This window comes from Microterricola viridarii, assembly GCF_900104895.1.
GTDB classification, from domain to species: Bacteria; Actinomycetota; Actinomycetes; order Actinomycetales; family Microbacteriaceae; genus Microterricola; species Microterricola viridarii.
The window spans coordinates 2,547,364-2,569,078 of sequence record NZ_LT629742.1; the positions used below are offsets into that span (position 1 = coordinate 2,547,364).

At 70.4% G+C, this 21,715-nt stretch carries 22 protein-coding genes; 4 read left to right on the forward strand and 18 right to left on the reverse strand.

Annotated features, from left to right (window positions below):
• Positions 1-62 precede the first annotated feature (62 nt).
• Positions 63-731 (forward strand): DedA family protein, encoded by a 669-nt coding sequence (locus BLT62_RS11670; protein WP_083365438.1) that lies wholly within the window; start codon positions 63-65, stop codon positions 729-731.
• Positions 732-742: 11 nt separating this feature from the next.
• Here the strand turns inward: BLT62_RS11670 and BLT62_RS11675 are convergent, their stop codons facing one another.
• The 5 genes from BLT62_RS11675 to BLT62_RS11695 are packed head-to-tail and all read right to left on the reverse strand — an operon-like array spanning position 743 to position 4,546.
• Positions 743-1,702 carry an ABC transporter substrate-binding protein gene (locus tag BLT62_RS11675; RefSeq protein WP_083364211.1) on the reverse strand — a complete coding sequence of 320 codons (960 nt, stop codon included), beginning with the start codon at positions 1,700-1,702 and terminating at the stop codon, positions 743-745.
• A complete protein-coding gene (locus BLT62_RS11680; RefSeq protein WP_083364212.1) occupies positions 1,699-2,439 on the reverse strand; it encodes an ABC transporter permease in 741 nt (246 codons plus the stop codon). Before BLT62_RS11680 ends, BLT62_RS11675 begins: the two co-directional genes overlap by 4 nt.
• Positions 2,436-3,074, reverse strand: a complete 639-nt coding sequence (locus BLT62_RS11685; RefSeq protein ID WP_083364213.1) for an ABC transporter permease — start codon at positions 3,072-3,074, stop codon at positions 2,436-2,438. Before BLT62_RS11685 ends, BLT62_RS11680 begins: the two co-directional genes overlap by 4 nt.
• Entirely contained in the window at positions 3,071-3,883 is an 813-nt protein-coding gene (locus BLT62_RS11690; RefSeq protein ID WP_083364214.1) for an ABC transporter ATP-binding protein, read from the reverse strand. The genes BLT62_RS11685 and BLT62_RS11690 overlap by 4 nt, the downstream gene beginning before the upstream one ends.
• A 21-nt stretch (positions 3,884-3,904) precedes the next feature.
• Positions 3,905-4,546: a TetR family transcriptional regulator gene (locus tag BLT62_RS11695; protein WP_231919131.1), complete on the reverse strand. Its 642-nt coding sequence runs from the start codon at positions 4,544-4,546 to the stop codon at positions 3,905-3,907.
• A 153-nt stretch (positions 4,547-4,699) separates the two neighbouring features.
• On the opposite strand from BLT62_RS11695, the gene BLT62_RS11700 reads away from it, so the two are divergent.
• Positions 4,700-5,776, forward strand: a complete 1,077-nt coding sequence (locus BLT62_RS11700) for an App1 family protein (protein WP_083364216.1) — start codon at positions 4,700-4,702, stop codon at positions 5,774-5,776.
• Positions 5,777-5,814: 38 nt separating this feature from the next.
• Here BLT62_RS11700 and BLT62_RS11705 read toward each other — a convergent pair whose 3' ends face one another.
• A complete protein-coding gene (locus BLT62_RS11705) occupies positions 5,815-6,849 on the reverse strand; it encodes a quinone-dependent dihydroorotate dehydrogenase (RefSeq protein WP_083364217.1) in 1,035 nt (344 codons plus the stop codon).
• A gap of 70 nt (positions 6,850-6,919) precedes the next feature.
• On the reverse strand, positions 6,920-7,393 hold the full coding sequence (nrdR, locus tag BLT62_RS11710; protein ID WP_083364218.1) for a transcriptional regulator NrdR: 474 nt from the start codon (positions 7,391-7,393) through the stop codon (positions 6,920-6,922).
• Positions 7,394-7,479: 86 nt separating this feature from the next.
• Here nrdR and BLT62_RS11715 point away from each other — a divergent pair, with 86 nt between their 5' ends.
• Positions 7,480-8,145, forward strand: a complete 666-nt coding sequence (locus tag BLT62_RS11715; protein ID WP_083364219.1) for a hypothetical protein — start codon at positions 7,480-7,482, stop codon at positions 8,143-8,145.
• A gap of 27 nt (positions 8,146-8,172) precedes the next feature.
• Here BLT62_RS11715 and hisD read toward each other — a convergent pair whose 3' ends face one another.
• Entirely contained in the window at positions 8,173-9,477 is a 1,305-nt protein-coding gene (hisD, locus tag BLT62_RS11720; RefSeq protein WP_083364220.1) for a histidinol dehydrogenase, read from the reverse strand.
• A 90-nt stretch (positions 9,478-9,567) separates the two neighbouring features.
• Here hisD and BLT62_RS11725 point away from each other — a divergent pair, with 90 nt between their 5' ends.
• Positions 9,568-10,104 carry a flavin reductase family protein gene (locus BLT62_RS11725; protein WP_083364221.1) on the forward strand — a complete coding sequence of 179 codons (537 nt, stop codon included), beginning with the start codon at positions 9,568-9,570 and terminating at the stop codon, positions 10,102-10,104.
• Between the two features lie 151 nt (positions 10,105-10,255).
• On the opposite strand, the gene dnaE is transcribed toward BLT62_RS11725, so the two are convergent.
• From dnaE to murC, 10 genes are all read right to left on the reverse strand, one after another.
• Positions 10,256-13,732, reverse strand: coding sequence for a DNA polymerase III subunit alpha (gene dnaE / locus BLT62_RS11730; protein ID WP_083365439.1), 3,477 nt, complete (start codon positions 13,730-13,732; stop codon positions 10,256-10,258).
• A 99-nt stretch (positions 13,733-13,831) separates the two neighbouring features.
• A complete protein-coding gene (locus BLT62_RS11735) occupies positions 13,832-14,749 on the reverse strand; it encodes an RluA family pseudouridine synthase (protein WP_083364222.1) in 918 nt (305 codons plus the stop codon).
• A gap of 2 nt (positions 14,750-14,751) precedes the next feature.
• Complete coding sequence (gene lspA / locus BLT62_RS11740; protein WP_083364223.1) at positions 14,752-15,336, reverse strand: signal peptidase II; 585 nt, start codon at positions 15,334-15,336, stop codon at positions 14,752-14,754.
• The gene (locus BLT62_RS11745) at positions 15,326-15,979 is read right to left on the reverse strand and encodes a DivIVA domain-containing protein (RefSeq protein WP_083364224.1); all 654 of its coding nucleotides are present in this window, start codon (positions 15,977-15,979) and stop codon (positions 15,326-15,328) included. Before BLT62_RS11745 ends, lspA begins: the two co-directional genes overlap by 11 nt.
• Before the next feature lie 163 nt (positions 15,980-16,142).
• The gene (locus BLT62_RS11750; protein WP_083364225.1) at positions 16,143-16,454 is read right to left on the reverse strand and encodes a YggT family protein; all 312 of its coding nucleotides are present in this window, start codon (positions 16,452-16,454) and stop codon (positions 16,143-16,145) included.
• Between the two features lie 7 nt (positions 16,455-16,461).
• The gene (locus BLT62_RS11755; protein WP_083364226.1) at positions 16,462-16,935 is read right to left on the reverse strand and encodes a cell division protein SepF; all 474 of its coding nucleotides are present in this window, start codon (positions 16,933-16,935) and stop codon (positions 16,462-16,464) included.
• 35 nt (positions 16,936-16,970) lie between these two features.
• Positions 16,971-17,660, reverse strand: a complete 690-nt coding sequence (locus BLT62_RS11760) for a YggS family pyridoxal phosphate-dependent enzyme (protein WP_083364227.1) — start codon at positions 17,658-17,660, stop codon at positions 16,971-16,973.
• 19 nt (positions 17,661-17,679) lie between these two features.
• Positions 17,680-18,858: a cell division protein FtsZ gene (ftsZ, locus tag BLT62_RS11765; RefSeq protein WP_083364228.1), complete on the reverse strand. Its 1,179-nt coding sequence runs from the start codon at positions 18,856-18,858 to the stop codon at positions 17,680-17,682.
• A gap of 188 nt (positions 18,859-19,046) precedes the next feature.
• Positions 19,047-20,240, reverse strand: a complete 1,194-nt coding sequence (locus tag BLT62_RS11770) for an FtsQ-type POTRA domain-containing protein (protein ID WP_083364229.1) — start codon at positions 20,238-20,240, stop codon at positions 19,047-19,049.
• 7 nt (positions 20,241-20,247) lie between these two features.
• Positions 20,248-21,660 (reverse strand): UDP-N-acetylmuramate--L-alanine ligase, encoded by a 1,413-nt coding sequence (gene murC / locus BLT62_RS11775; protein ID WP_083364230.1) that lies wholly within the window; start codon positions 21,658-21,660, stop codon positions 20,248-20,250.
• Positions 21,661-21,715: the final 55 nt, after the last annotated feature.

Consider the following 21,715-nt stretch of genomic DNA (forward strand, 5'->3'; position numbering starts at 1 on the left):
GGGGCGCAGGGCGCCACCCCGCGTTCAGCAAGCGCCTCCCCCGACCGTTTATGCTCGGGCAGGTGAACGAGATTCTCGACTGGCTGCTGAACACCGTGCAAAGCGTCGACCCCGCGGTGCGCACCCTGCTCGCCGGAGTCGGGATCATGCTCGAGACCTCGATCCTCATCGGCCTCGTCGTGCCCGGCGACACCATCGTCATCGTCGCGAGCACCGCCGTCTCGACGCCGCTGCAGTACTGGGCGATGGTCGCCGCCGTGATCGTCGGCGCCCTGATCGGCGAGAGCATCGGCTTCGCCCTGGGGCGCTGGTTCGGGCCGCATATCCGCCGCAGCTGGCTGGGCCGGAAGATCGGCGAGTCGAACTGGGCGCGCGCCGAGCGCTACCTGGCCCGCCGAGGCGGCATCGCCGTGTTCATATCCCGCTTCCTGCCGGTGCTGCACTCGCTGATCCCGCTCACCGTCGGCATGAGCAAGATGCGCTACCGCACCTTCATCTCGTGGACGGTTCCCGCCTGCGTGATCTGGGCGTTCGCCTATGTCAGCGTCGGATCGGCCGCGGCCGGCAGCTACCGCGAGCTCTCCCAGCAGCTGCACTTCGCCGGCTACATCTTCGTCGGCGTCATCGTGCTCTTCCTCGCCCTCGTGGTGCTGGCCAAGAAGCTGCTGGAACGGCATGAGGCCCGCCACATGGCGGACCCCATCGACGCGGACCCCGAAGCCGAGGCCTAGAAGAGCCGAGCCTAGAAGAGCGCCTTCTCGTCCAGCCACTGGGTGGCGATGACCGGCGCGGCGAGCTCGTCGTTCTGGCTCTGCGCGTTCATCGACACCAGGTCGGCCGTGGTCAGGGCGCCCTGCACCGTGTTGATCACGGCGGCCGCGTCATCCGAGACGCCCGGGCCGGCCAGCGGCACGACGTGCGAGGCCAGGAACAGGCCCTTCGGGTCGGTCAGGGTGACGAGGTCGTTGGCCTTGATGTTCGGGTCGGCGCTGTAGATGTTCACCAGCTGCACGGTGCCGTCCAGCAGGGCCTTCTGGGTGAGCGGTCCGCCGCTGTCCTCGATCGGCGTGAAGCCGACCGTGACCCCGTACACCGATTTCAGGCCCTCCGGCCCGTACGGCCGCGTCGCCAGCTCGGAGTTTCCGCCGAGCGTGATCGGCGTCGTCACCGTCGCGAGGTCGCCGATCTCGACGAGGCTGTTCGCATCGGCGAAGGACTTCGTCACGACGTAGGAGTCCTGGTCGGTGGCGTCGGCCTGGTCGAGCACCCGCAGGCCGCTGGGCAGCGCGTCGCCGAGCGCCGCGTAGACGTCGTCGGTGGTGCGGGCGGTTGTGTCGGGTGCGTAGTACTGCAGCAGGTTGCCGGTGTACTCCGGGAACAGGTCGACCTCGCCGCTCTCCAGCGCCGGCAGGTAGGCGTCGCGCTGGCCGATGTTGAAGGTGCGCTTCACCGTGAAGCCGTTTGCCTCCAGTGCCTGCGCGTAGATCTCGGCGATGATCTCGTTCGAGTAGTACTGCTGCGAGCCGACGACGATGGTCTCGGATGCCGCCGTGCCGGTGTCGCTCGGGGCGGCCGGGTTCAGGGGGTCGCCGCTGGCGCAGCCGCCGAGCGCGAGGGCGAGCAGCGCCGCGGCGCCGGCCGCGGCCACGCGCAGGCCGCGCCTCGTGGATGGGGAGGAGTGGGACGAGGTGCTGAGGTTCATGCGAGTGTCCTTTGCTCTGGTGCGTGGGTGGCCCCCCGCGTTCGAGGGGCACCCGCTCGGTTGATTCTGCCACTCAACGCCGACACTCCGCGCGGTGTGACGAATTTTTGTATCAGCGCGAAGATCGCCTCCAGCGCCAGCGCGAGCGCCGTGATGACGATGGAGGCACCGAGCATCTCGATGTAGTTGCGCGTCGCGATGCCGAGGAAGATGTAGCCGCCGAGCGCCCCGCCGCTGACGTAGGCGGCCAGCGTCGCGGTGGCGACGACCTGCAGGATGCCGGCGCGGAGGCCGCCGATCAGCAGCGGGAGGCCGAGCGGGATCTCCACCTTGAGCAGCAGTTGCAGCGGCGTCATGCCGAGTGCGGTCGCCGCCTGGATCACGTTGCGGTCGATCGACTGGAGGCCGGCGTACGCGCCGCTGAGCACCGGTGGGATCGCCAGCAGCACGAAGGTCAGCAGCGGCGCCTTGAAGCCGATCCCGAGCCCGAGCGCGAGCAGGATGAGCACGCCGAGGCTCGGCAGCGCGCGCATGCCGCCGGTGAAGGCCACCGCGAGCTCCCGGCCCCGCCCGGTGTGCCCGATGTAGTAGCCGAGCGGGATGGCGATCAGCGCCGCGATCGCGGTGGCGCCGAAGGTGTAGCCGAGGTGCTCGGCGATGCGCTGCGGCAGCGCGCCGGGCGCGCTCTGCAGCGCCGGGTTGAAGATCCAGGCGATGGCGTCGAGGAAGAGGTTCATCGCAGGCTCCCCCGCCACGGCATCAGCAGGCGCCCGCCGAGAACGATGACCGCGTCGAAGAGCACGGCGACGACGAGCGTTGCGACGATTCCGCTCAGCACCTCGGCGGCGATGTTGCGCTGGAAGCCGTTGATGAAGAGGTAGCCGAGGCTGGTCACGCCGACGAGCGAGCCCACTGTCACCAGGCTGACCGTTGTCGCTGAGACGACGCGGAGCCCCGCCACCAACACAGGCCCGGCCAGCGGCAGCTCGAGCCGCCAGAACAGCTGCCAGCTGGAGAAGCCGACGCCCCGGCCGGCCAGGCGCACGTCGTCGTCGATCGAGTCGAAGGCGTCGGCGCTGGAGCGCAGCATCAGCGCCAGGGCGTACAGGCTGAGCCCCACCACGATGTTGACCGGGCTGGTGAAGCCCGTGCCGAGCACGGCCGGCAGGGCGATGAAGAGCGGCAGAGAGGGGATGGTGAAGGCGATGGTGGCCAGGATGAGCAGGATGCCGCGCGTCGCGCGCACCCGGTTGGCCAGCAGGCCGAGCGGCAGCGAGGCCGCCAGCCCGAACAGGATGGGCAGGATGCTCAGCCCGATGTGGGCCAGCGTGAGCTGCCACACCAAGCCGAGGTTGGCGAGGAGCCAGGTCACGGCTCGAGCACTCCCGCCGGTCGCCCCTGGGCGTCGACGACGACCCGGGCCCCGTTGACCTCGCGCACGTGCAGCCGCCTGTTGCCGCGGTCGGCGCCGATGAAGCCGGCGACGAAGTCATCCGCGGGGCCCGCGAGGATCTCGGCCGGGGTGCCGCGCTGGGCGACCTCGCCGCCCTCGCGCATGATGACGACCTGGTCGGCGAGCAGGAAGGCCTCGTCGACGTCGTGCGTGACGAACACGACGGTCTTGCCGAGCTCCCCCTGCAGGCGGAGGAGCTCCTGTTGCAGCTCGGCGCGCACGAGCGGGTCGACGGCGCCGAACGGCTCGTCCATCAGCAGGATGTTGGGGTCGGCCGCGAGCCCGCGGGCCACGCCGACGCGCTGCTGCTGCCCGCCGGAGAGCTGGCTGGGGTAGCGGTCGGCCAACGCCCGGTCCAGGCCCACCGTGTCCAGCAGCTCCAGCGCCCGCGCCCGGGCGTCGCGCTTGCGCACGCCGCGCAGCACCGGCACCGTCGCGACGTTGTCGAGCACGGTGCGGTGCGGCAGCAGCCCGGAGTTCTGCATCACGTAGCCGATGCTGCGCCGCAGTTCGACGGGCCGCCGCCCGGCGATATCCGCCCCGTCGATGAGCACGCTGCCGGAGGTCGGGTCGACCATGCGGTTGATCATGCGCAGCAGCGTCGTCTTGCCCGACCCGGAGGAGCCGAGCAGGACGGTCGTGCTGTGCGAGGGCAGGATGAGGCTGAAGTCGCGCACGGCCACGGTGCCGTCGTCGAACGTCTTGCCCACGGAGCGGAACTCGATCATCGTGCGGCCGCCTGCTCTGCCCTATGCCGTTTCGGGACCGCCGTAGTAGGACACGAGGTATCCGTGCGCCACGGCGCGGCATTCCGCAATGAACCGGCTGTCGCCGTCGGGGTCGTCGCGGAAGGCACGCGAGAGCAGGCCGTCGGCGATCTCGATCGCGACCTCCAGGCGGAACAGGAGATCCGGCCCGCCGTCGAGGCCGAACTCGTCGCTCAGCACGGCGGCCAGGCGAACCGGGAACGAGTCATCGCCGGAGTGCGCAACGAGCTCCTGCTCGGCGTCGGCTCCGGCGACCGGGCCGCCCGCCACGCTCTGCCGCTCGGTGAAGTGCACGATGTGGAAGCCGGGCTCCGTGCGGTACAGGTCGACGAAGGCGGTAATCGCCAGGTCGATGGCCTGCCACCAGTTCTGGGGGGAAGAATCTTGGATGTCGAAGGCGACCCGCGCCCGAAAACGCGCCATCGACCGGTCGCGCAGCGCGGAGAGCACCGCGACACGGTCGGGAAAGTAGCGGTAGACGGTGCCGATGGATGCGCCGGCGTGGTCGGCGATCATGGCGGTCGTGATCCTGTCGAACCCCACCTGGTCCACCACGTAGGCGGCAGAGTCCAGTAGGGCGTCCAGCCGCTCAGCGCTGCGCTGCTGGATGGGCTCGGTGCGCACCGCGCGCCCCGCCCCAAGATCGCTTGTTCCGGCTAATTTAGCTAGTGGCACTTCTCCTCCTTAGCGAACTTCGGTCTACTTTAGCGGCGCGGAGCAAGTCTCATGTACCCCGCGTGTGCAGGATGGGCCTCCGGGGCGTGAAAGACTGGACTCGTGGTCGACTCCAGCGAAGCGTGCAATGCACCCCAGAGCTCGGCCCCGCCCGCGCACCGGGCCGCCCGCATCGAGGACTGGGCGCACGCCCGGCGCGATCGTGCCGCCCGCAAGAGGGGGCACCGGGAGACGGTGATCCCCTACACCGGCTACGGCGGCGACGGCTGGGTGCGCATCCTCTGCCGCGTGCTGCTCTCTCGCCCGGCCGAGCCGCAGCCGGCATCCGCCCGCGCCCGGCGCCGCGCCGAGCGCCGCGGAACGGGCATGCGCGGCTGGCGCAGCTTCACGAGCGTTCCCGTCGGTTACGCCCGGGTGAGCGTCGACGTCGGCGGGCAGAGCTTCGAGCTGGTGGCCGACCGCGGCGGCGTCGTCGACACCGTGGTGCAGGTGGGCCTGACGCCCGGCTGGCACACGGCGACGCTGCGCACCGCCGAGTCGGTGGCCGTCGAGGCCCCGCTCAACGTTGTCGACCCCGCGGTGACCTTCGGCGTGCTCTCTGATGTCGATGACACCGTCATGGTCACCATGCTGCCCCGGCCGCTCCTGGCCGCCTGGAACACCTTCGTGCTCGACGAGCACGCCCGCATCCCGACGCCCGGCATGGCCGTGCTGCTGGACAAGCTGGCCAACTCCCGCCCCGGAACGCCGGTGATCTACCTCTCCACCGGGGCATGGAACGTCGCTCCGACGCTCACCCGCTTCCTCTCCCGCAACCTGTACCCGAGCGGCGTGCTGCTCCTGACCGATTGGGGCCCGACGCACGACCGGCTGTTCCGGAGCGGCAGGGAGCACAAGCGGGACAACCTCAACCGCCTGGCGGCCGAGTTCCCGAACATCCGCTGGCTGCTGGTCGGCGACGACGGCCAGCACGACGAGGAGCACTACCGCCAGTTCGCCCTCGCCCACCCGGACAATGTGGCGGCGATCGCGATCCGCGAGCTCTCCCCCGGCGAGGCTGTGCTGGCCGGCGGCCGCTCCAAGATCGAGGACGGCTACGGCGGCGTGCCCTGGGCGTACGCCCCGGACGGCTCCGGCCTGGCCGACCAGCTCACCGAGCTGGGAATCCTCAAGCCCTAGACCAGCGGCCCTGGGCCCGAGGCCTGGGCCCCCGGCGGCTAGCGCGTCGCGCGGATGCGGTCCAGGCCGCGGTTGATCTGGCGTGCCCAGAGCGGACCGCGGTAGAGGAACGCGGTGTAGCCCTGCACCAGGGTCGCCCCGGCATCCAGTCGCTCGGCGACGTCCGCTGCGGTCTCGACGCCCCCGGCGGAGATGACGCAGAGCGCGGCGGGCACGTTCTGGCGGATGAGCCGCAGCACGGCGAGCGAGCGGGCGGCGAGCGGGGCGCCGGAGAGCCCACCGGCACCGGCGGCCTCGACGACGGATGCCGGCGTCGCCAGGCCCTCGCGGGAAATCGTCGTGTTCGTGGCGATGATGCCGTCCAGGCCGAGCTCGACGACGAGCCCGGCGATCTTCACGACCTCCTCGTCGAGGAGGTCGGGGGCGATCTTCACCAACAGCGGGGTCGGCCCGCAGGCCTCCTTGACGGCGCTGAGCAGGGGGCGGAGCAACTCCAGCTCCTGCAGGCCGCGCAGGCCCGGCGTGTTGGGCGAGCTGACGTTGACGACGAGGTAGTCGGCCAGCGGGGCCAGCGCGCGGGCGGAGATCAGGTAGTCCGCGGTGGCGTCCTCGACGGCGGTGACACGGCTCTTGCCGATGTTGACGCCGATGACGGGGCGGCCGGCCGTGGCGCGGGCCTTCCTGAGGCGCTCGCGGGCGCCGTCGGCTCCCCCGTTGTTGAAGCCCATGCGGTTGATCACGGCACGGTCGGGCACGAGGCGGAACAGTCGCGGCTGCTCGTTGCCGGGCTGCGCGTGCGCCGTGAGGGTGCCGACCTCGATGTGGCCGAAGCCGAGCTGTCCGAGGCCGATGACCGCCTGGGCGTCCTTGTCGAAGCCCGCCGCGACGCCGAACGGGGTGTCGAAGTGCAGGCCGAGCGCCTGCACCGAGAGGTCGGTGCGGGGGTGCGTGAAGCGGTGCACGAGCCGGCCGAAGCCCGCGGTCGGCAGCGCCTTGATCACGCCGAAGGCGAGGTGGTGGGCGCGCTCGGGGTCGAGCTTGGACAGGACGAGGGAGAAGAGTAGAGGGTACATGCCTGCTCAAGAATACCTGCAGGCGCGACCCTGCCCGGACCGCGCGGACGCGCCGGGCGGGCCGGCCGGCCTAGTCGACGGGCAGGGCGGGCTTCCGCCCGTGCTCCTTGCGCAGCTGGGCGATGGCTGCCTCGAAGTCGTCGAGCGATTCGAAGGCCTGATAGACGCTGGCGAAGCGGAGGTACGCCACCTCGTCCAGCTCGCGCAGCGGGGCGAGAATCGCGAGGCCGATGTCGTTGGCCTCGATCTGCGACGCGCCGGTGGAGCGGATCGTCTCCTCGACCTTCTGGGCCAGGACGGCGAGGTCGGAGTCGGTGACCGGGCGGCCCTGGCAGGCCTTGCGCACGCCGGAGACGATCTTCTCGCGGCTGAACAGCTCGACGACGCCGTTGCGCTTGGTGACGGCGAGGGTGGCGGTCTCCGTGGTGCTGAAACGGCGCCCGCACTCTGGGCACTGCCGGCGGCGGCGGATGGAGAGCCCGTCATCGCTGGTGCGCGAATCGATGACCCGGGAGTCGGGGTGGCGGCAGAACGGGCAATACATCGTGATACCAGCCTAGCGGCTCCGCCGGCCGCTCGGCCGATACTGCGGCCCTGCCCGGGCCGCTGCGCGGCCGCTACAGTGTGACCATGACCGCGACGGGCAACGCAGGGCGGCGCGACGATGCAGCGCTCCCCGACTGGCTGGTCGCCCACCCGCTCACCGCCGGCTGGCTCTGGCTCGGCGTCTTCGGCGCGCTCGGCCTCGTCGCCGGCGCACTCGACTGGAGCGTCGCGGCGTCCCTGCTCGTGGTCGCGCTGCTCGTGCTGCCGCCGGTCACGGCCATGATCGTCGTGCTGCGGGAGACGCCGCGGCGCACCCTGGAGACGCACGGCTCGGTGCTCGGGCACTTCCTCACCCGCTACCTGGTCATCATCGCCGGTTTCCTGGCCTGGACGGCGTCGATCGTGCTGGGCGCCACCATCTCGACCTCGCTGACGCTCCTGGCCGAGGGCCGGGAGCGCGAGGTGTTGGGCATCGGCTTCAGCCTGGTGCTCGGCATCGTGCTCCCGACCATCGCGGTGCTCTGGGTCGTCTTCCTGCTGCGTTGCGCCTGGTTCCTGGCGAGGGTGCGCGGCTGGCGGCAGAACCCGGGCAGCACAGTGGTGCCCGCCCGCCTGCTGCTGCGCCGGCCGCGACTGCGCGCGGTCACGATCGGCCTCGCCCACCCCGGTCTGCTGACGGCGACGGCGCTCGTCTCCGGTGTCGCACTGCTGGCGGTCGTGATCGCAGACCTGACGCTGCTGATCGAGTAGCACCGGCCTCCCCGCGGGGCGCAGCAGTTAGAGGAAGCGGGCGCTGATGGCGTCCCCGTGGGCGGGGAGCGCCTCGGCGTCGCTGAGCGCGAGCACATTCTGGTGCACCTCGGCCAGCGCCTCCCGGCTGTAGCGCACGACCTGCTGCGGCCGCAGGAAGGTCGAGGCGCCGAGGCCGGCGGAGAACCGGGCCTGGCCGCCCGTGGGCAGCACGTGGTTCGACCCGGCGGAGTAGTCGCCGAGGCTCACCGGCGAGTTCGGGCCGAGGAAGATCGCCCCGGCGTTCTCGATGAGCTCGAGCACGGCGTCCGGATCCTCGGTCTGGATCTCGAGGTGCTCCGGGCCGAAGGCGTTGCTGAACGCGGCCGCCTCCTCGATGTCGTCGACGAGCACGAGCGCGGACTGCGGCCCGCTGAGGGCCGCGGCGACCCGGGCGCTGTGGGTGGTCGTCTGGGCCAGGCGCTCCAGCTCGGCCTCCACGGCGCCGGCGAGGGCGGTGTCGTCGGTGACCAGCACGGTGGCGGCCAGCTCGTCGTGCTCGGCCTGGCTGACCAGGTCGGCGGCGATCAGGGCGGCATCCGCGGTGGCGTCGGCGATCACGAGGATGTCGGTCGGGCCGGCCTCCGCGTCGATGCCGGCCTGGCCGCGGATCAGGCGCTTGGCGGCGGCGACGTAGACGTTGCCGGGGCCGGTGACCATCTGCACGGGGTCCAGGCCGATGCCGGCCACGCCGTAGGCGAGCGCGCCGACGGCTCCAGCGCCGCCCATGCCGTACACCTCAGTGATTCCGAGCAGGCCGGCGACGGCGAGGATGGTCGGGTGCACGCGCCCGCCGAAGGCGGCCTGGGGCGGCGAGGCGAGCGCGATCGAGCGCACGCCGGCGGTCTGGGCCGGCACGACGTTCATGACGACGCTGGAGGGGTAGACGGCCTTGCCGCCCGGCACGTACAGGCCGACCCGGCCGACGGGCTGCCAGCGCTGGATGATCTCGGCGCCGGGGGCGAGCACGGTCGTGGCGGCGGGTGGGACCTGGGCGGCGCTGGCCAGCCGCACCCGGCGGATGGTCTCGAGGATCGCCTCGTGCACGGCCGGGTCGAGGCCGGCGACGGCCTCGTCGATGTGCGACTGCGGCACGCGGATCGACTCGGGGCGCACCCGGTCCAGCCGCTCCGCCTGGTCGAGCAGGGCATGCTCGCCGCGGGCCCGAACATCGTCGATGAGTTCGGCCGCCACCTCCAGCGCAACGCTCACGTCGGTGCTCGCGCGGGGCACGAGGGCGAGGAGTTCGGCGGGAGTAGGCTGGAGACCGCGCAGGTCAATCGTCTGGATCATGATCTGCCCAGTTTATCCGCACGGCCTGATTCGCACGGTCTCCGGGCGCCGTGGAATACGCGCCCTGCTTCCACGCTTGAGAGAAGGCGTATGAACGCTTCCGCCGCAACTCCCGCCGACTCCCCCGCATCCCCCGGGGCCATGCCGGAGGACCTGCACGCCTTCAAGCAGGCGTTCCGCCGGCATGCCGCGGGCGTGGCCGTCGTCACCGCCCTCGACCCGGACGGGCGGCCGGTCGGCTTCACGGCCACGTCCCTGGCCTCGCTGGCCGCTGTGCCGCCGCTGGCCACGTTCAACATGGCCCGCTCCGCCAGCGCGTGGCGGGCGATCGCCGAGACCGATCGGGTCGTCATCCACATGCTCGGCGCCCGCAACCGCGCCACCGCGCAGATCATGGCCCGCGACGCCTCCGAGCGCTTCATCGGCGACCACTGGCACACGGGGCCGCACGGCCTCCCCGTGCTGAACGATGTCACCGCCTGGATGAGCGGGCGCATCCTGGAACGCGTCTCCGCGCACAACAACGCGGTCGTCATCATGCAGGTCGAGGAGGGCGAGCTGGGCCGGGAGGACGCCCCGCTGCTCTACCACGAGGGCGCCTACCGCACGCCCGGCGAGATCGTCTGAGCCCCCCGCGCCCCCACCCCCACCCGCGCCCGCGCCCCCACCCGCGCCCAGTTGCCGCAAATCGGCGGTGCAGCGAGGCGCAACCGCCAATTTGCGGCAACTGGGTGGGCCCGTGGCAACGGGCGGGCGCGGACGGGAGCGGACGGGGCGACTAGAGCAGGCAGTTCGGGCCGAGCAGGCTCTTCAGCTCGCCGTAGAGGTCTGCCGTCACCTTGACGGAGTGCCGCGGCAGCTCGAACACGCGGGCGGTGCCGCCGCGGGTGAGCTTCAGCCGCACCTCGTTCTCGCCGGCGTGCCTGCTGAGGATCTCGTCGAGGGCCGTCACCGTGTCCGGGGTGGCGCGGATGTCGGGCATCGAGATGTTGACGGTGCCCTCGACCTCGTCCTGGCCCATGTCCGGCATCATCATGCTGAAGGCGTGCAGGTTCATGCCGTCGTCGCGCATGCTGACCCGGCCGCGGACGACCGCGATGGAGTCGGCGACCAGCATCGGGGCGAACTCCTGGTAGCCCTTGCCCATGAACATGATCGTGATCTCGCCGCCGAAGTCCTCGACGGTGATCATGCCGTACTGGTTGCCGGAGTTCTTCGCGGTGCGATGCTGCACGCTGGTGACGAGCCCGGCGACGGTGACGGTCTCGCCGTCCTCGATCGTCTCGGAGGCCATCAGCTCGGCGATGGAGATACTGGCGTGCTTGGCCAGCGGCACCTCGAGGCCGGCCAGCGGGTGGTCGGAGACGTAGAGGCCGAGCATCTCCCGCTCGAAGGCGAGCTTGTCCTTCTTGGCCCACTCCGGGCGCTCTGGCACGTCGGAGGACGGCGCCTCGCCGACCTCCTCGAACAGGCTGTCGAAGTCGAAGCCGACGTTGCCGTTCTCCTCGTCGCGCTTGATCTTGACGGCCGACTCGACGGCCGACTCGTGAACCTCGATCAGGGCGCGGCGGGTGGAGCCGAGCGAGTCGAACGCCCCGGCCTTGATCAGCGACTCGACGGTGCGCTTGTTGGTGGCGTGGATGGGCACCTTGCGCAGGTAGTCGTGGAAGCCCTCGAAGCGGCCCTTCGCCTCGCGTGCGGCACGGATGCCCTCGACGACGTTGGAGCCGACGTTGCGCACGGCGCCGAGGCCGAAGCGGATGTCGGTGCCGACGGCGGCGAAGAAGCCGATCGACTCGTTGACGTCCGGCGGCAGCACCTTGATGCCCATGCGGCGGCACTCGTTGAGGTAGATGGCCATCTTGTCTTTGGAGTCGCCGACGCTGGTCAGCAGCGCGGCCATGTACTCGGCCGGGTAGTGCGCCTTGAGGTACGCCGTCCAGTAGGAGACGACGCCGTAGGCGGCCGAGTGGGCCTTGTTGAAGGCGTAGTCGGAGAAGGGCAGCAGGATGTCCCAGAGCGCCTTCACCGCGGCATCCGTGAAGCCGTTCGCGTGCATGCCGGCGCGGAAGCCCTCGTACTGCTTGTCGAGCTCTGACTTCTTCTTCTTGCCCATGGCGCGGCGCAGGATGTCGGCCTGGCCGAGCGAGAAGCCGGCGACCTTCTGCGCGATCGACATCACCTGCTCCTGGTAGATGATGAGGCCGTAGGTGCCGCCGAGCACGTCCTCGAGGGCGTCGGCCAGCTCGGGGTGGATCGGCGTGATCGGCTGCAGGCCGTTCTTGCGCAGGGCGTAATTGGTGTGCGAGTCCGCGCCCATCGGGCCCGGGCGGTACAGGGCCAGCACGGCCGAGATGTCCTCGAAGTTGTCGGGCTTCATCAGGCGCAGCAGGCCGCGCATGGGCCCACCGTCGAGCTGGAACACGCCGAGTGTGTCGCCGCGGGCGAGCAGCTCGTAGGCACCGACGTCGTCGAGGGCCAGGTCTTCCAGCACGAGCCGGTGGCCGCGGTTCAGCTCGATGTTGTCGAGGGCGTCCGAGACGATGGTGAGGTTGCGGAGGCCGAGGAAGTCCATCTTGATCAGCCCGAGCGCCTCGGCGGCCGGGTAGTCGAACTGGGTGACGATCTGGCCGTCCTGCTCCCGCTTCATGATCGGGATGATGTCGATCAGGGGGTCGCTGGACATGATCACGCCGGCGGCGTGCACGCCCCACTGGCGCTTGAGGTTCTCGAGGCCAAGGGCCGTCTCGAAGACGGTCTTGGCCTCGTGGTCGGTCTCGACGACCGCGCGGATGTCGGCGGCCTCCTTGTAGCGCGGGTGCGACTTGTCGAAGATGCCGGTGAGCGGGATGTCCTTGCCCATGACGGGCGGCGGCATCGCCTTGGTGAGCTTGTCGCCCATGCCGAAGGGGAAGCCGAGCACGCGGGAGGAGTCCTTCAGCGCCTGCTTGGCCTTGATGGTTCCGTAGGTGACGATCTGGGCGACGCGCTCCGAGCCGTACTTCTCCGTGACGTACTTGATGACCTCGCCGCGGCGACGATCATCGAAGTCGACGTCGAAGTCGGGCATGGATACGCGCTCCGGGTTGAGGAAGCGCTCGAAGATGAGGCCGTGCACCAGCGGGTCCAGGTCGGTGATGCCCATGGCGTAGGCGGCCATCGATCCGGCGCCCGAGCCGCGGCCGGGGCCGACGCGGATGCCGTTGCGCTTGGACCAGTTGATGAAGTCGGCGACGACGAGGAAGTAGCCGGGGAAGCCCATCTGCAGGATGACGCCGGTCTCGTAGTCGGCCTGCTTGCGCACGGGGTCGGGGATCCCGTTCGGGTAGCGCACGGCGAGGCCGGCGTCGACCTCCTTGGCGAACCAGGTGTCCTCCGTCTCGCCCTCCGGCACCGGGAAGCGGGGCATGTAGCTGGTCTCGGTGTCGAACTTGACGTCGCAGCGCTCGGCGATCAGCAGCGTGTTGTCGCACGCCTCGATGTTGTCGCGGAACAGGTGCCGCATCTGCGCGGCGCTCTTGAGGTAGAACTCATCGGCGTCGAACTTGAAGCGGTTCGGGTCGTCCAGGGTCGAGCCGGACTGCACGCAGAGCAGCGCCGCGTGCGCGGTGGCGTCGTGGGCGTGCGTGTAGTGCAGGTCGTTGGTGGCCACGAGCGGCAGGTCGAGCTCCTTGGCCAGCCGCAGCAGCTCGCTGATGGTGCGCCGCTCGACGTCGATGCCGTGGTCCATCACCTCGACGAAGAAGTTCTCCTTGCCGAAGATGTCGCGGAAGTCGCCCGCGGCCTTCTTGGCCTCCTCGTACTGGCCGAGCCGGAGCCGCGTCTGCACCTCGCCACCGGCGCAGCCGGTCGTGGCGATGACGCCCTTGGCGTACTCGGAGAGCAGCTCCCTGTCCATGCGCGGCTTGAAGTAGTACCCCTCGATGGAGGCCTTGGACGACATCCGGAACAGGTTGTGCATGCCCTCGGTGGTCTCCGAGAGCAGCGTCATGTGGGTGTACGCGCCGGAGCCGGAGACGTCGTCCTCGCCCTGCGCGCCGGTGCCCCACTTGACGCGGGTGCGGTCCCCGCGCGCGGTTCCGGGGGTGACGTAGGCCTCGGTGCCGATGATCGGCTTCACCCCGGCCGCGGTGGCCTGGTTCCAGAAGTCGAACGCGCCGAACATGTTGCCGTGGTCGGTGACGGCGATGGCCGGCATCTTCTCGGCGACCACGGCTTCCATCAGCGGCTTGATGTGCGCGGCGCCGTCCAGCATCGAGTACTCGCTGTGCACGTGGAGGTGTACGAAGGAGTCGTTTGCTGCTGTCACGTGTGTCTCCGACTGATTCGAAAGCGGGTGGTGCTGGGTGGTGGCCTAGGCGGAGAGCACGGCGAGTGCGTGCTGCAGGTCCGGAGAGTACTCGGTGCGGAAGCTGACCCACTCCCCCGTCGCCGGGTGGTTGAAGCCGAGCTGCACGGCGTGCAGCCACTGGCGCTCCAGGCCGAGGCGGGCCGAGAGCGTCGGGTCGGCGCCGTACATGGAGTCCCCGACGCAGGGGTGGCGCTGGGCGGCCATGTGCACGCGGATCTGGTGGGTGCGCCCGGTCTCCAGGTGGATCTCGAGCAGCGAGGCGTACGGGAAGGCCTCGAGCGTCTCGTAGTGGGTGATCGAGTGCTTGCCGTCCCCGGTCACGGCGAACTTCCACTCGGCCCGCGGATGCCGGCCGATGGGCGCGTCGATGGTGCCAGCCAGCGGGTCGGGGTGACCCTGCACGACGGCGTGGTAGATCTTCTCGACCTCGCGGTCGTGGAAGGCGCGCTTGAGCTCGGTGTAGGCCAGCTCCGACTTCGCGACGACCATCAGGCCGCTGGTGCCGGCGTCGAGGCGGTGCACGACGCCCGCGCGCTCGGCGGCGCCCGAGGTGGAGATGCGGAAGCCGGCGGCGGCGAGGGCGCCGACGACGGTGGGGCCCTCCCAGCCGACGCTGGGGTGCGCGGCGACGCCGGCCGGCTTGTTGATCACGACGATGTCGTCATCGTCGTGGACGATGGTCAGGTCCGGGACGGGGATCGGCACGATCTCCAGCGGGGACTTGCTCTGCCAGCTGACCTCGAGCCAGGCGCCGGCGCGCAGCTTGTCGGACTTGCCGGCTGCCGTGCCGTCCTGGCTGACGCCGCCCGCCTCGATGACCTCGGTGGCGAACGTGCGCGAGAAGCCGAGCAGCTTGGCCAGGCCGGCGTCGACGCGGAGGCCGGCGAGGCCGTCAGGGACGGGGAGTGAACGTGATTCCATGGCTATGCTGCTGTCGCTTCGTCGGGGCCGCGGGTCGCTGTCGCGTCATCCGCCGGCTTCTTCTTCTTCTCTGACACGGTGCGGCTGCCATCGAGGTTGATGCCGCGCAGCGTGAGGATCATGAACAGGCCCATGCTGGTGACGATGGCGATGTCGGCCACGTTGTAGATGGCCGGCAGCATCCACGGGGTGTAGATGAAGTCGATCACGTGCCCCTCCGGGAAGCCGGGGGCGCGGAAGTAGCGGTCGGTGAGGTTGCCGAGCACCCCGCCGAGCAGCAGCCCGAACACGATCGCCCAGGAGATGGAGCGGATGCGGCGGGCGAACCAGACGATGAACACGATCACCGCGCTGGCGATGATCGTGAAGATCCAGGTCTGGCCGCTGGCCAGGGAGAAGGCGGCCCCGGGGTTTCGGACGAACTGCAGTTGCAGGACGTTGCCGAGTACCGGGACCACCTCACCTTCTGTCAGGTTTGAGACGACGAGGAACTTGCTGAACTGGTCGAGCCCGTAGGCGCAGAGAGCAACGAGGGCCAGGACAACAAGCGCAACGGCGCTGACCTTCCCTCGGGTCTTAGACCCCAAAGCCCTGGAAGCTCGGGGCAGCGTCGCTGTTGGCAGCCTGGTTGCCGAAGCCGGCGGACGGTGCCGCGGTGACCTCGAGCTCGTGCAGCTGGCCCTCGATGTAGCTCTTCAGCTTGGCGCGGTACTCACGCTCGAAGGTGCGCAGGCCGTCGATCTTCGCCTCGAGAGCGGAGCGCTCCTTCTCGAGCGCGCCGATCTGGGCGCGCTGCTTGGCCTCGGACTCGGCCACGACGCGGGCGGCGGTGGCGTGGCCCTCTGCGATGAGCGCGTCACGCTTCTCAGCGCCCTCGCGCACGTGCTCCTCGTGCAGGCGGCGGGCCAGCTGCAGGAGGTTGGTGGTGCTGGCCTGCTCGTCGGCCTCGGCGGTGGCCGAAGGCACGGGGGCTGCAACCACGGGCGCGACGACGGTGGCCGGTGCGGGCTCCGGTGCGGTGAAAGCGGGTGCCGGCGCGGCGGCGGCCGGGGCCGCACCGCTCTCGGCGGCGGCGAGGCGCTGACGCAGCTCCTCGTTCTCGCTGCCCAGTCGACGCAGCTCGACCACGACCTCGTCGAGGAAGTCGTCAACCTCGTCCTGGTCGTATCCCTCGCGGAACTTGGTCGGCTGGAACCGCTTGTTGACTACATCTTCCGGAGTTAGCGCCATGGCTTTCCACCCTTAGAACTTGGTTGTGAACAGAAGGTAACGATTGACCAACGGTAACAAACCCCGCTGCTCGCACGCACGATGCACCGTCGCACGGTGTCACCGATTCAGGATACCTGCCAGAGCGCCGGAGGCGTTGAGCGGGCACACAGTGTTGGATGCATTACGAACCGCCGATGTAACGGATCTGGCCGACGATCGGCATCAGGATGATGACGATCAGCATGGTCAGGCTCCAGCCGAAGTCGAAGGCCACGGCGCCGAGGCGCAGCGGCGGCAGAATCCGGCGGAAGAACTTGATCGGCGGATCGGTGATCGTGTACACGAATTCCACCGCGATCAGGGCGAAGCCGCGTGGCCGCCAGGATCGGTTGAAATTGCGCACGAGGTCGAGAACGAACCGCGCCCACATCGCAAAGAAGTAGAGCAACAGAAAGAAATACAGGATCCCCGCGATCAGGGCAACGATGGTCACAGACTAATTATGACTGAGCGAAGAAGGAGGCATCGACGTCGGCGTCCGTCTCGCCGTTCTCGCCGCTGACCACGATGTGCTCGGGAGAGAGCAGGAACACCTTGTTGGTGACCCGCTCGATCTTGCCGTAGAGGCCCTGGGAGAGGCCGCTGGCGAAGTCGATCAGGCGGCGGGCGTCGCCCTCGCTCATCTGCGAGAGGTTGATGATCACCGGGATGCCGTCACGGAAGCTCTCAGCGATGAGCTGCGCGTCGCGGTACTGCCGCGGGTGCACCGTGAGGATCTCGTTCATCTCTGCCGCCTGGGTGTTGGTCTTGGGGACGGGGGCCTTGCGCAGCGGCGTGACCGGTGCGGCGTTCTTGGTCGGGGCCGCGGCGGGCGCCGGCGTGACCGGGGCAGCAGCGGCTGCGGGCTCCTCGTACTCGAGCTCCTCGTCTGCCAGTCCCAGATAGACCATGGTCTTCTTGAGCGGGTTGGACATTACTACCTCCGTGTCAGGATCCGTCGTATTCGAGGTTATTCGGGCTGCGGGCGATTCCCGGTAATGGCGGTGCCAATCCGGAGGTGTGTCGCCCCTTCGGCGATCGCGTCCGCAAAATCTTGCGACATGCCCATGGACAGGGCGGTCGCCCCCGGGGCGGCGCCCCGGATGGACTCGGAGAGCTCGCGGACGCGGGCGAAGGCGCGCCGCGGCTCCTCGTCGAGCGGGGCGACGGCCATCAGGCCGAGCAGCCGGAGCCCGGGTGTGGCCAGCGTCTGGTCGACCAGGGCGTCCAGGGCGGCCGGGGCCACCCCGCCGCGCTCCGGATTGTCGGTCAGGTTGACCTGCAGGAAGCAGTCGATGACCTTCTCGCCGGAGAGCCCGGTCAGCAGCGCCGGCCGGTCGATCGAGTGGATCACGTCGGCGTAGGCCCGCACCTGCTTGGCCTTCTTGCTCTGCAGCTGCCCGACGAAGTGCCAGCGCAGCGGCAGGCCGGCCAGTTCGGCGGCCTTTGCCTGCGCCTCCTGGTGCCGGTTCTCGCCGACGTCGCGCACGCCGAGCTCGGAGAGCGCGCGGACAAGGGAGGCCGGGTGGAACTTGGTCACGACGATGGTCGTGATCTCGCTCGGTTGCCGCCCGCTCGCGCGCGCGGCATCCGCGATGCCCGCCTGCACCGACGCCAGCCTCTCGGCCAGCGTCGGGTGCGGGGCCCCCGCCTCACTCATCTGTGCTGCCTGTGCCTTGCTACTTGAGGAAGTCGGGGATGTCGAGGTCGTTCTCCTCGTCGAAGCCCGGGTCAACGGCGGCCGGGGCCGGGGTGGCGTCCTGGCTGCCCCAGGCGGACTCGACGAGCGCGTCGATGTCGCTGGCGGAGGGCTCCTCGGCCACGGCGGTGGCGCTGGCACCGGCAACCGGTGCGCCGCCGCCGGCGGACACGAAGTTGCTGCGTCGGCCGTCGGCCTGCTTGCTCTGGGGCTCTCCCCCGTCGAAGCCGGCCGCGATGACGGTGACGCGCACCTCGTCGCCGAGGGTGTCGTCGATGACGGCACCGAAGATGATGTTGGCCTCGGGGTGCACGGCCTCCTGCACCAGGCGGGCCGCGTCGTTGATCTCGAAGATGCCGAGGTTGGAGCCGCCCTGGATGGAGAGCAGCACGCCGTGGGCGCCGTCGATGGATGCCTCGAGCAGCGGGCTGGCCACGGCCAGCTCGGCAGCCTTGATGGCGCGGTCGGCGCCGCGGGACGAACCGATGCCCATGAGCGCGGAGCCGGCGCCCTGCATGACCGACTTGACGTCGGCGAAGTCGAGGTTGATCAGGCCGGGGGTGGTGATCAGGTCGGTGATGCCCTGCACACCGGCCAGGAGCACCTGGTCGGCGGTCGCGAAGGCGTCGAGCATGCTGATGCCGCGGTCGCTGATCTCCAGCAGGCGGTCGTTCGGCACGACGATGAGGGTGTCGACCTCTTCCTTGAGGGTGCTGACACCGGTCTCGGCCTGGGCCTGGCGGCGCTTGCCCTCGAAGCCGAACGGCTTGGTGACGACACCGATGGTGAGCGCGCCGATCGACTTGGCGATGCGGGCAACGACGGGGGCGCCGCCCGTGCCGGTTCCGCCGCCTTCGCCCGCGGTCACGAAGACCATGTCGGCGCCGGCGAGGGCTTCCTCGATCTCCTCGGCGTGGTCCTCGGCTGCACGACGGCCCACCTCGGGGTCGGCGCCTGCGCCGAGACCGCGGGTGAGGTCGCGGCCGACGTCGAGCTTGACGTCGGCGTCGCTCATCAGCAGCGCCTGCGCGTCGGTGTTGATGGCGATGAACTCGACGCCGCGGAGGCCGAGCTCGATCATACGGTTGACGGCGTTGACGCCGCCGCCGCCGATGCCGACGACCTTGATCACTGCAAGGTAGTTCTGATTAGTTGACACGTCCGGCCTCCGGTGGAAACTCTCAACTTCTAGTCGAAGCTTAAAGTTATGCTGAGTATGCAATTCCTACCTCGAAGTTATGCGCAGCCGCAGTTTCGCGTGGAAGGCGCGCCCGCGTGTCGCAAACTCCGCCGGCGATCCTGCGGTTCGGCGGCGTGTCGCGGCCTCCGGGCCCCTCGAGGCAGGGCTCAGCGCATCACGGGGCTGGCCGGCGACGAGACGTCGTAGACGGTGGAGGGCCCGGGCGGGGCCGCCGCCATCAGCTTGCCCAGCACGAGCGCCTTGAGGGTTGACTCCTCCGCACTGCCCCAGGCCACCCCGGCACCGCCGGCCAGCACCAGGCTCACATCGTCGGTGCTGGCGGCCCGCACGACGTCCAGCTGCGCGCGGATCTCGGCCGGGAGTGCCTGCACGACGCTGCCGGCCGCGGCGAGGCCGTCATCGCCGACGGTCTCCAGGATCGGGAACCCGGGCGGCCGCTCCGGGGTCGTCTGGATCACCACGCCGGCGGGATCGACCAGCGCGAAGCCGCCCTCCCCCGCGACGGCGCCAATCGGGTCGCGCTCGACGACGCGCACGACGAGCGTGTTGGGCGGTCGGCTCTCGGTCGAGAAGCTCTGGATCAGCGCGAAGCCGGCCAGCCCGTCGTGGATCGCGCCCTGGTCGACGAGCGGCAGCGGCGTGCCGATCTGCCCGCCGAGCGCGGTCGCGACCTCGTCAGCGGCCAGCCGGTTGGTGCCCTCCACCTGGATGGTGGTGAGCGCCATCAGCGGCGAGAAGGTGCCGACGGCCACGAACAGGGCGAGCGCGAGCACGGCGCCGATCCCGGTCAGCCAGGCGGCGCGGCGCCGGCGCAGGTGCCGGGTGAAGCGGCGCACCTCGGAGCGCTCGTACGCCTTCCGCGCCTTGGTCGCGGCGCGCAGCCGGGCGCGGGCGCTGCTCGGGGTGAGTGGCGTGTCGGCATCCGCGTCGGTGCCGCCTGCCGCCTCGGCCGCCTCGGCGACGCGCGGCAGCGCCGCGGTGAGCGGCGTGACGGGCGCCAGCGGGCCGGTCGAGGACGGCTCGCCGGAGGCGGGGCCTGCTGTGCCTGCGGGCTGCGCCGTGGCCGGCTTCTGGACGGGTGCCGGCTTCTGGACGGGGATCGGCTCGGTCACGGCCTCGGCGGTAGGTTCATCGACGGTGGGCGCCTCGCCGGCCGCCGGCTTGTTCAGCCACCAGGCGGTCGGCAGCCCGACGCGGCGGGCGGCCGGCTTGCGCGGGGCGGATGCCGGGGTGTGCGGCGGGGTGTGCGGCGGGGCGGCCTGCGCGGCCGCGGCGGGGCGCTCCGGGGTCGTCGACGGCACGGCCTTCGCCGTGTGCTCGATGCCCTGGGGTCGCTTCATGCCGTGGCTAGGCCTTCGCGCGCGTCAGCGCGTCCAGCAGCTGGGGCACGATCCGGTAGACGTCGCCGCAGCCGAGCGTGATCACGAAGTCGCCGTCGCGGGCGATCTGCGCGGTGTGGTCAGCGGCCGCCTGCCAGTCGGGCACGAAGGCGACGTGGCTGGCATCCTGGAACCGCTCCGAGACGAGCGCGCCGGTCACGCCGGGCTCGGGGTCCTCGCGGGCTCCGTACACGTCCAGCACGACGGTCTCGTCGGCGTAGCGCTCGAGCACGTCGGCGAACTCCTGCGCGAACAGCCGGGTGCGGCTGTAGAGGTGCGGCTGGTGCACGGCGATGATGCGGCCGGAGCCGACCACGGTGCGGGCGGCGGAGAGCGCGGCGGCCACCTCGGTGGGGTGGTGGGCGTAGTCGTCGTAGACGCTCACGCCGGCGACCGTGCCGTGCAGCTGGAACCGGCGCTCTGTGCCGCCGAACTCGGAGATCGCGGAGAGGGAGGCGGCGGGGTCGAAGCCGAGCCCGACGAGCACGCCGAAGGCGCCCGCCGCGTTGATGGCGTTGTGCCGGCCGGGGATGCGCAGCTGCGCGCGGTAGTCCTGGCCCTCCCAGCTCACGCTGAATGCGACGGGGCCGTCGGTGTCCATGGAGTGCACGCGGACGGTGGCGTCGTCGGCCTCTCCGAAGGTGATGACACGCTTGTCCGGTTGGGCGGCGCGGAGCGTCGCGGTGACGCCGACGGCGCCGGCGTCGTCGGAGGAGACGACGACGAGCTCGGATGCCGCGGAGGCGAAGGTCACGAAGGCCTCGTGGAAGGCCTCCAGCGAGCCGTAGTGGTCGAGGTGGTCCGGGTCGACGTTGGTGATCAGGGCGACGGCCGTGTTGTAGAGCAGGAAGGAGCCGTCGGACTCGTCGGCCTCGACGACGAACAGCTCGCCCTCGCCGCGGGCCGAGCTCACGCCGAGCGTGTCGATGACGCCGCCGTTGACAAAGCTCGGGTCCTCGCCGAGGCCGAGCAGGCCGGTGACGATCATGCCGGTCGAGGTGGTCTTTCCGTGCGCGCCCGCGACGGAGACGAGGCGGTGGTTCTGCACCAGCCAGGCCAGGGCCTGGGAGCGGTGCAGCACCGGCATCCCCTTCTCCAGGGCGAGCACGTACTCGGGGTTGTCCTGCCAGAGCGCCCCGGTGACGACGAGCGTGTCGGCCGCGCCGACGTTGGCGGCATCGTGGCCGACGGTGATGGTCGCGCCGAGCGCGCGCAGCGCGGCGATGTTGGCGCTGTCGCGCACATCGGAGCCGCTGACCGTGTAGCCGGCGCCGAGGAAGAGTCGGGCGATTCCACTCATGCCGGAGCCGCCGATGCCGACGAAGTGCACGGCACCCAGCTCGGCGGGGACGGTGATGCTGAGGTCGGGCTTGATGGTCACGGTTGAATACTCGTCTCTCGATTGCGTCGTACGGGTGTGTGCGGTGCGCGCGCAC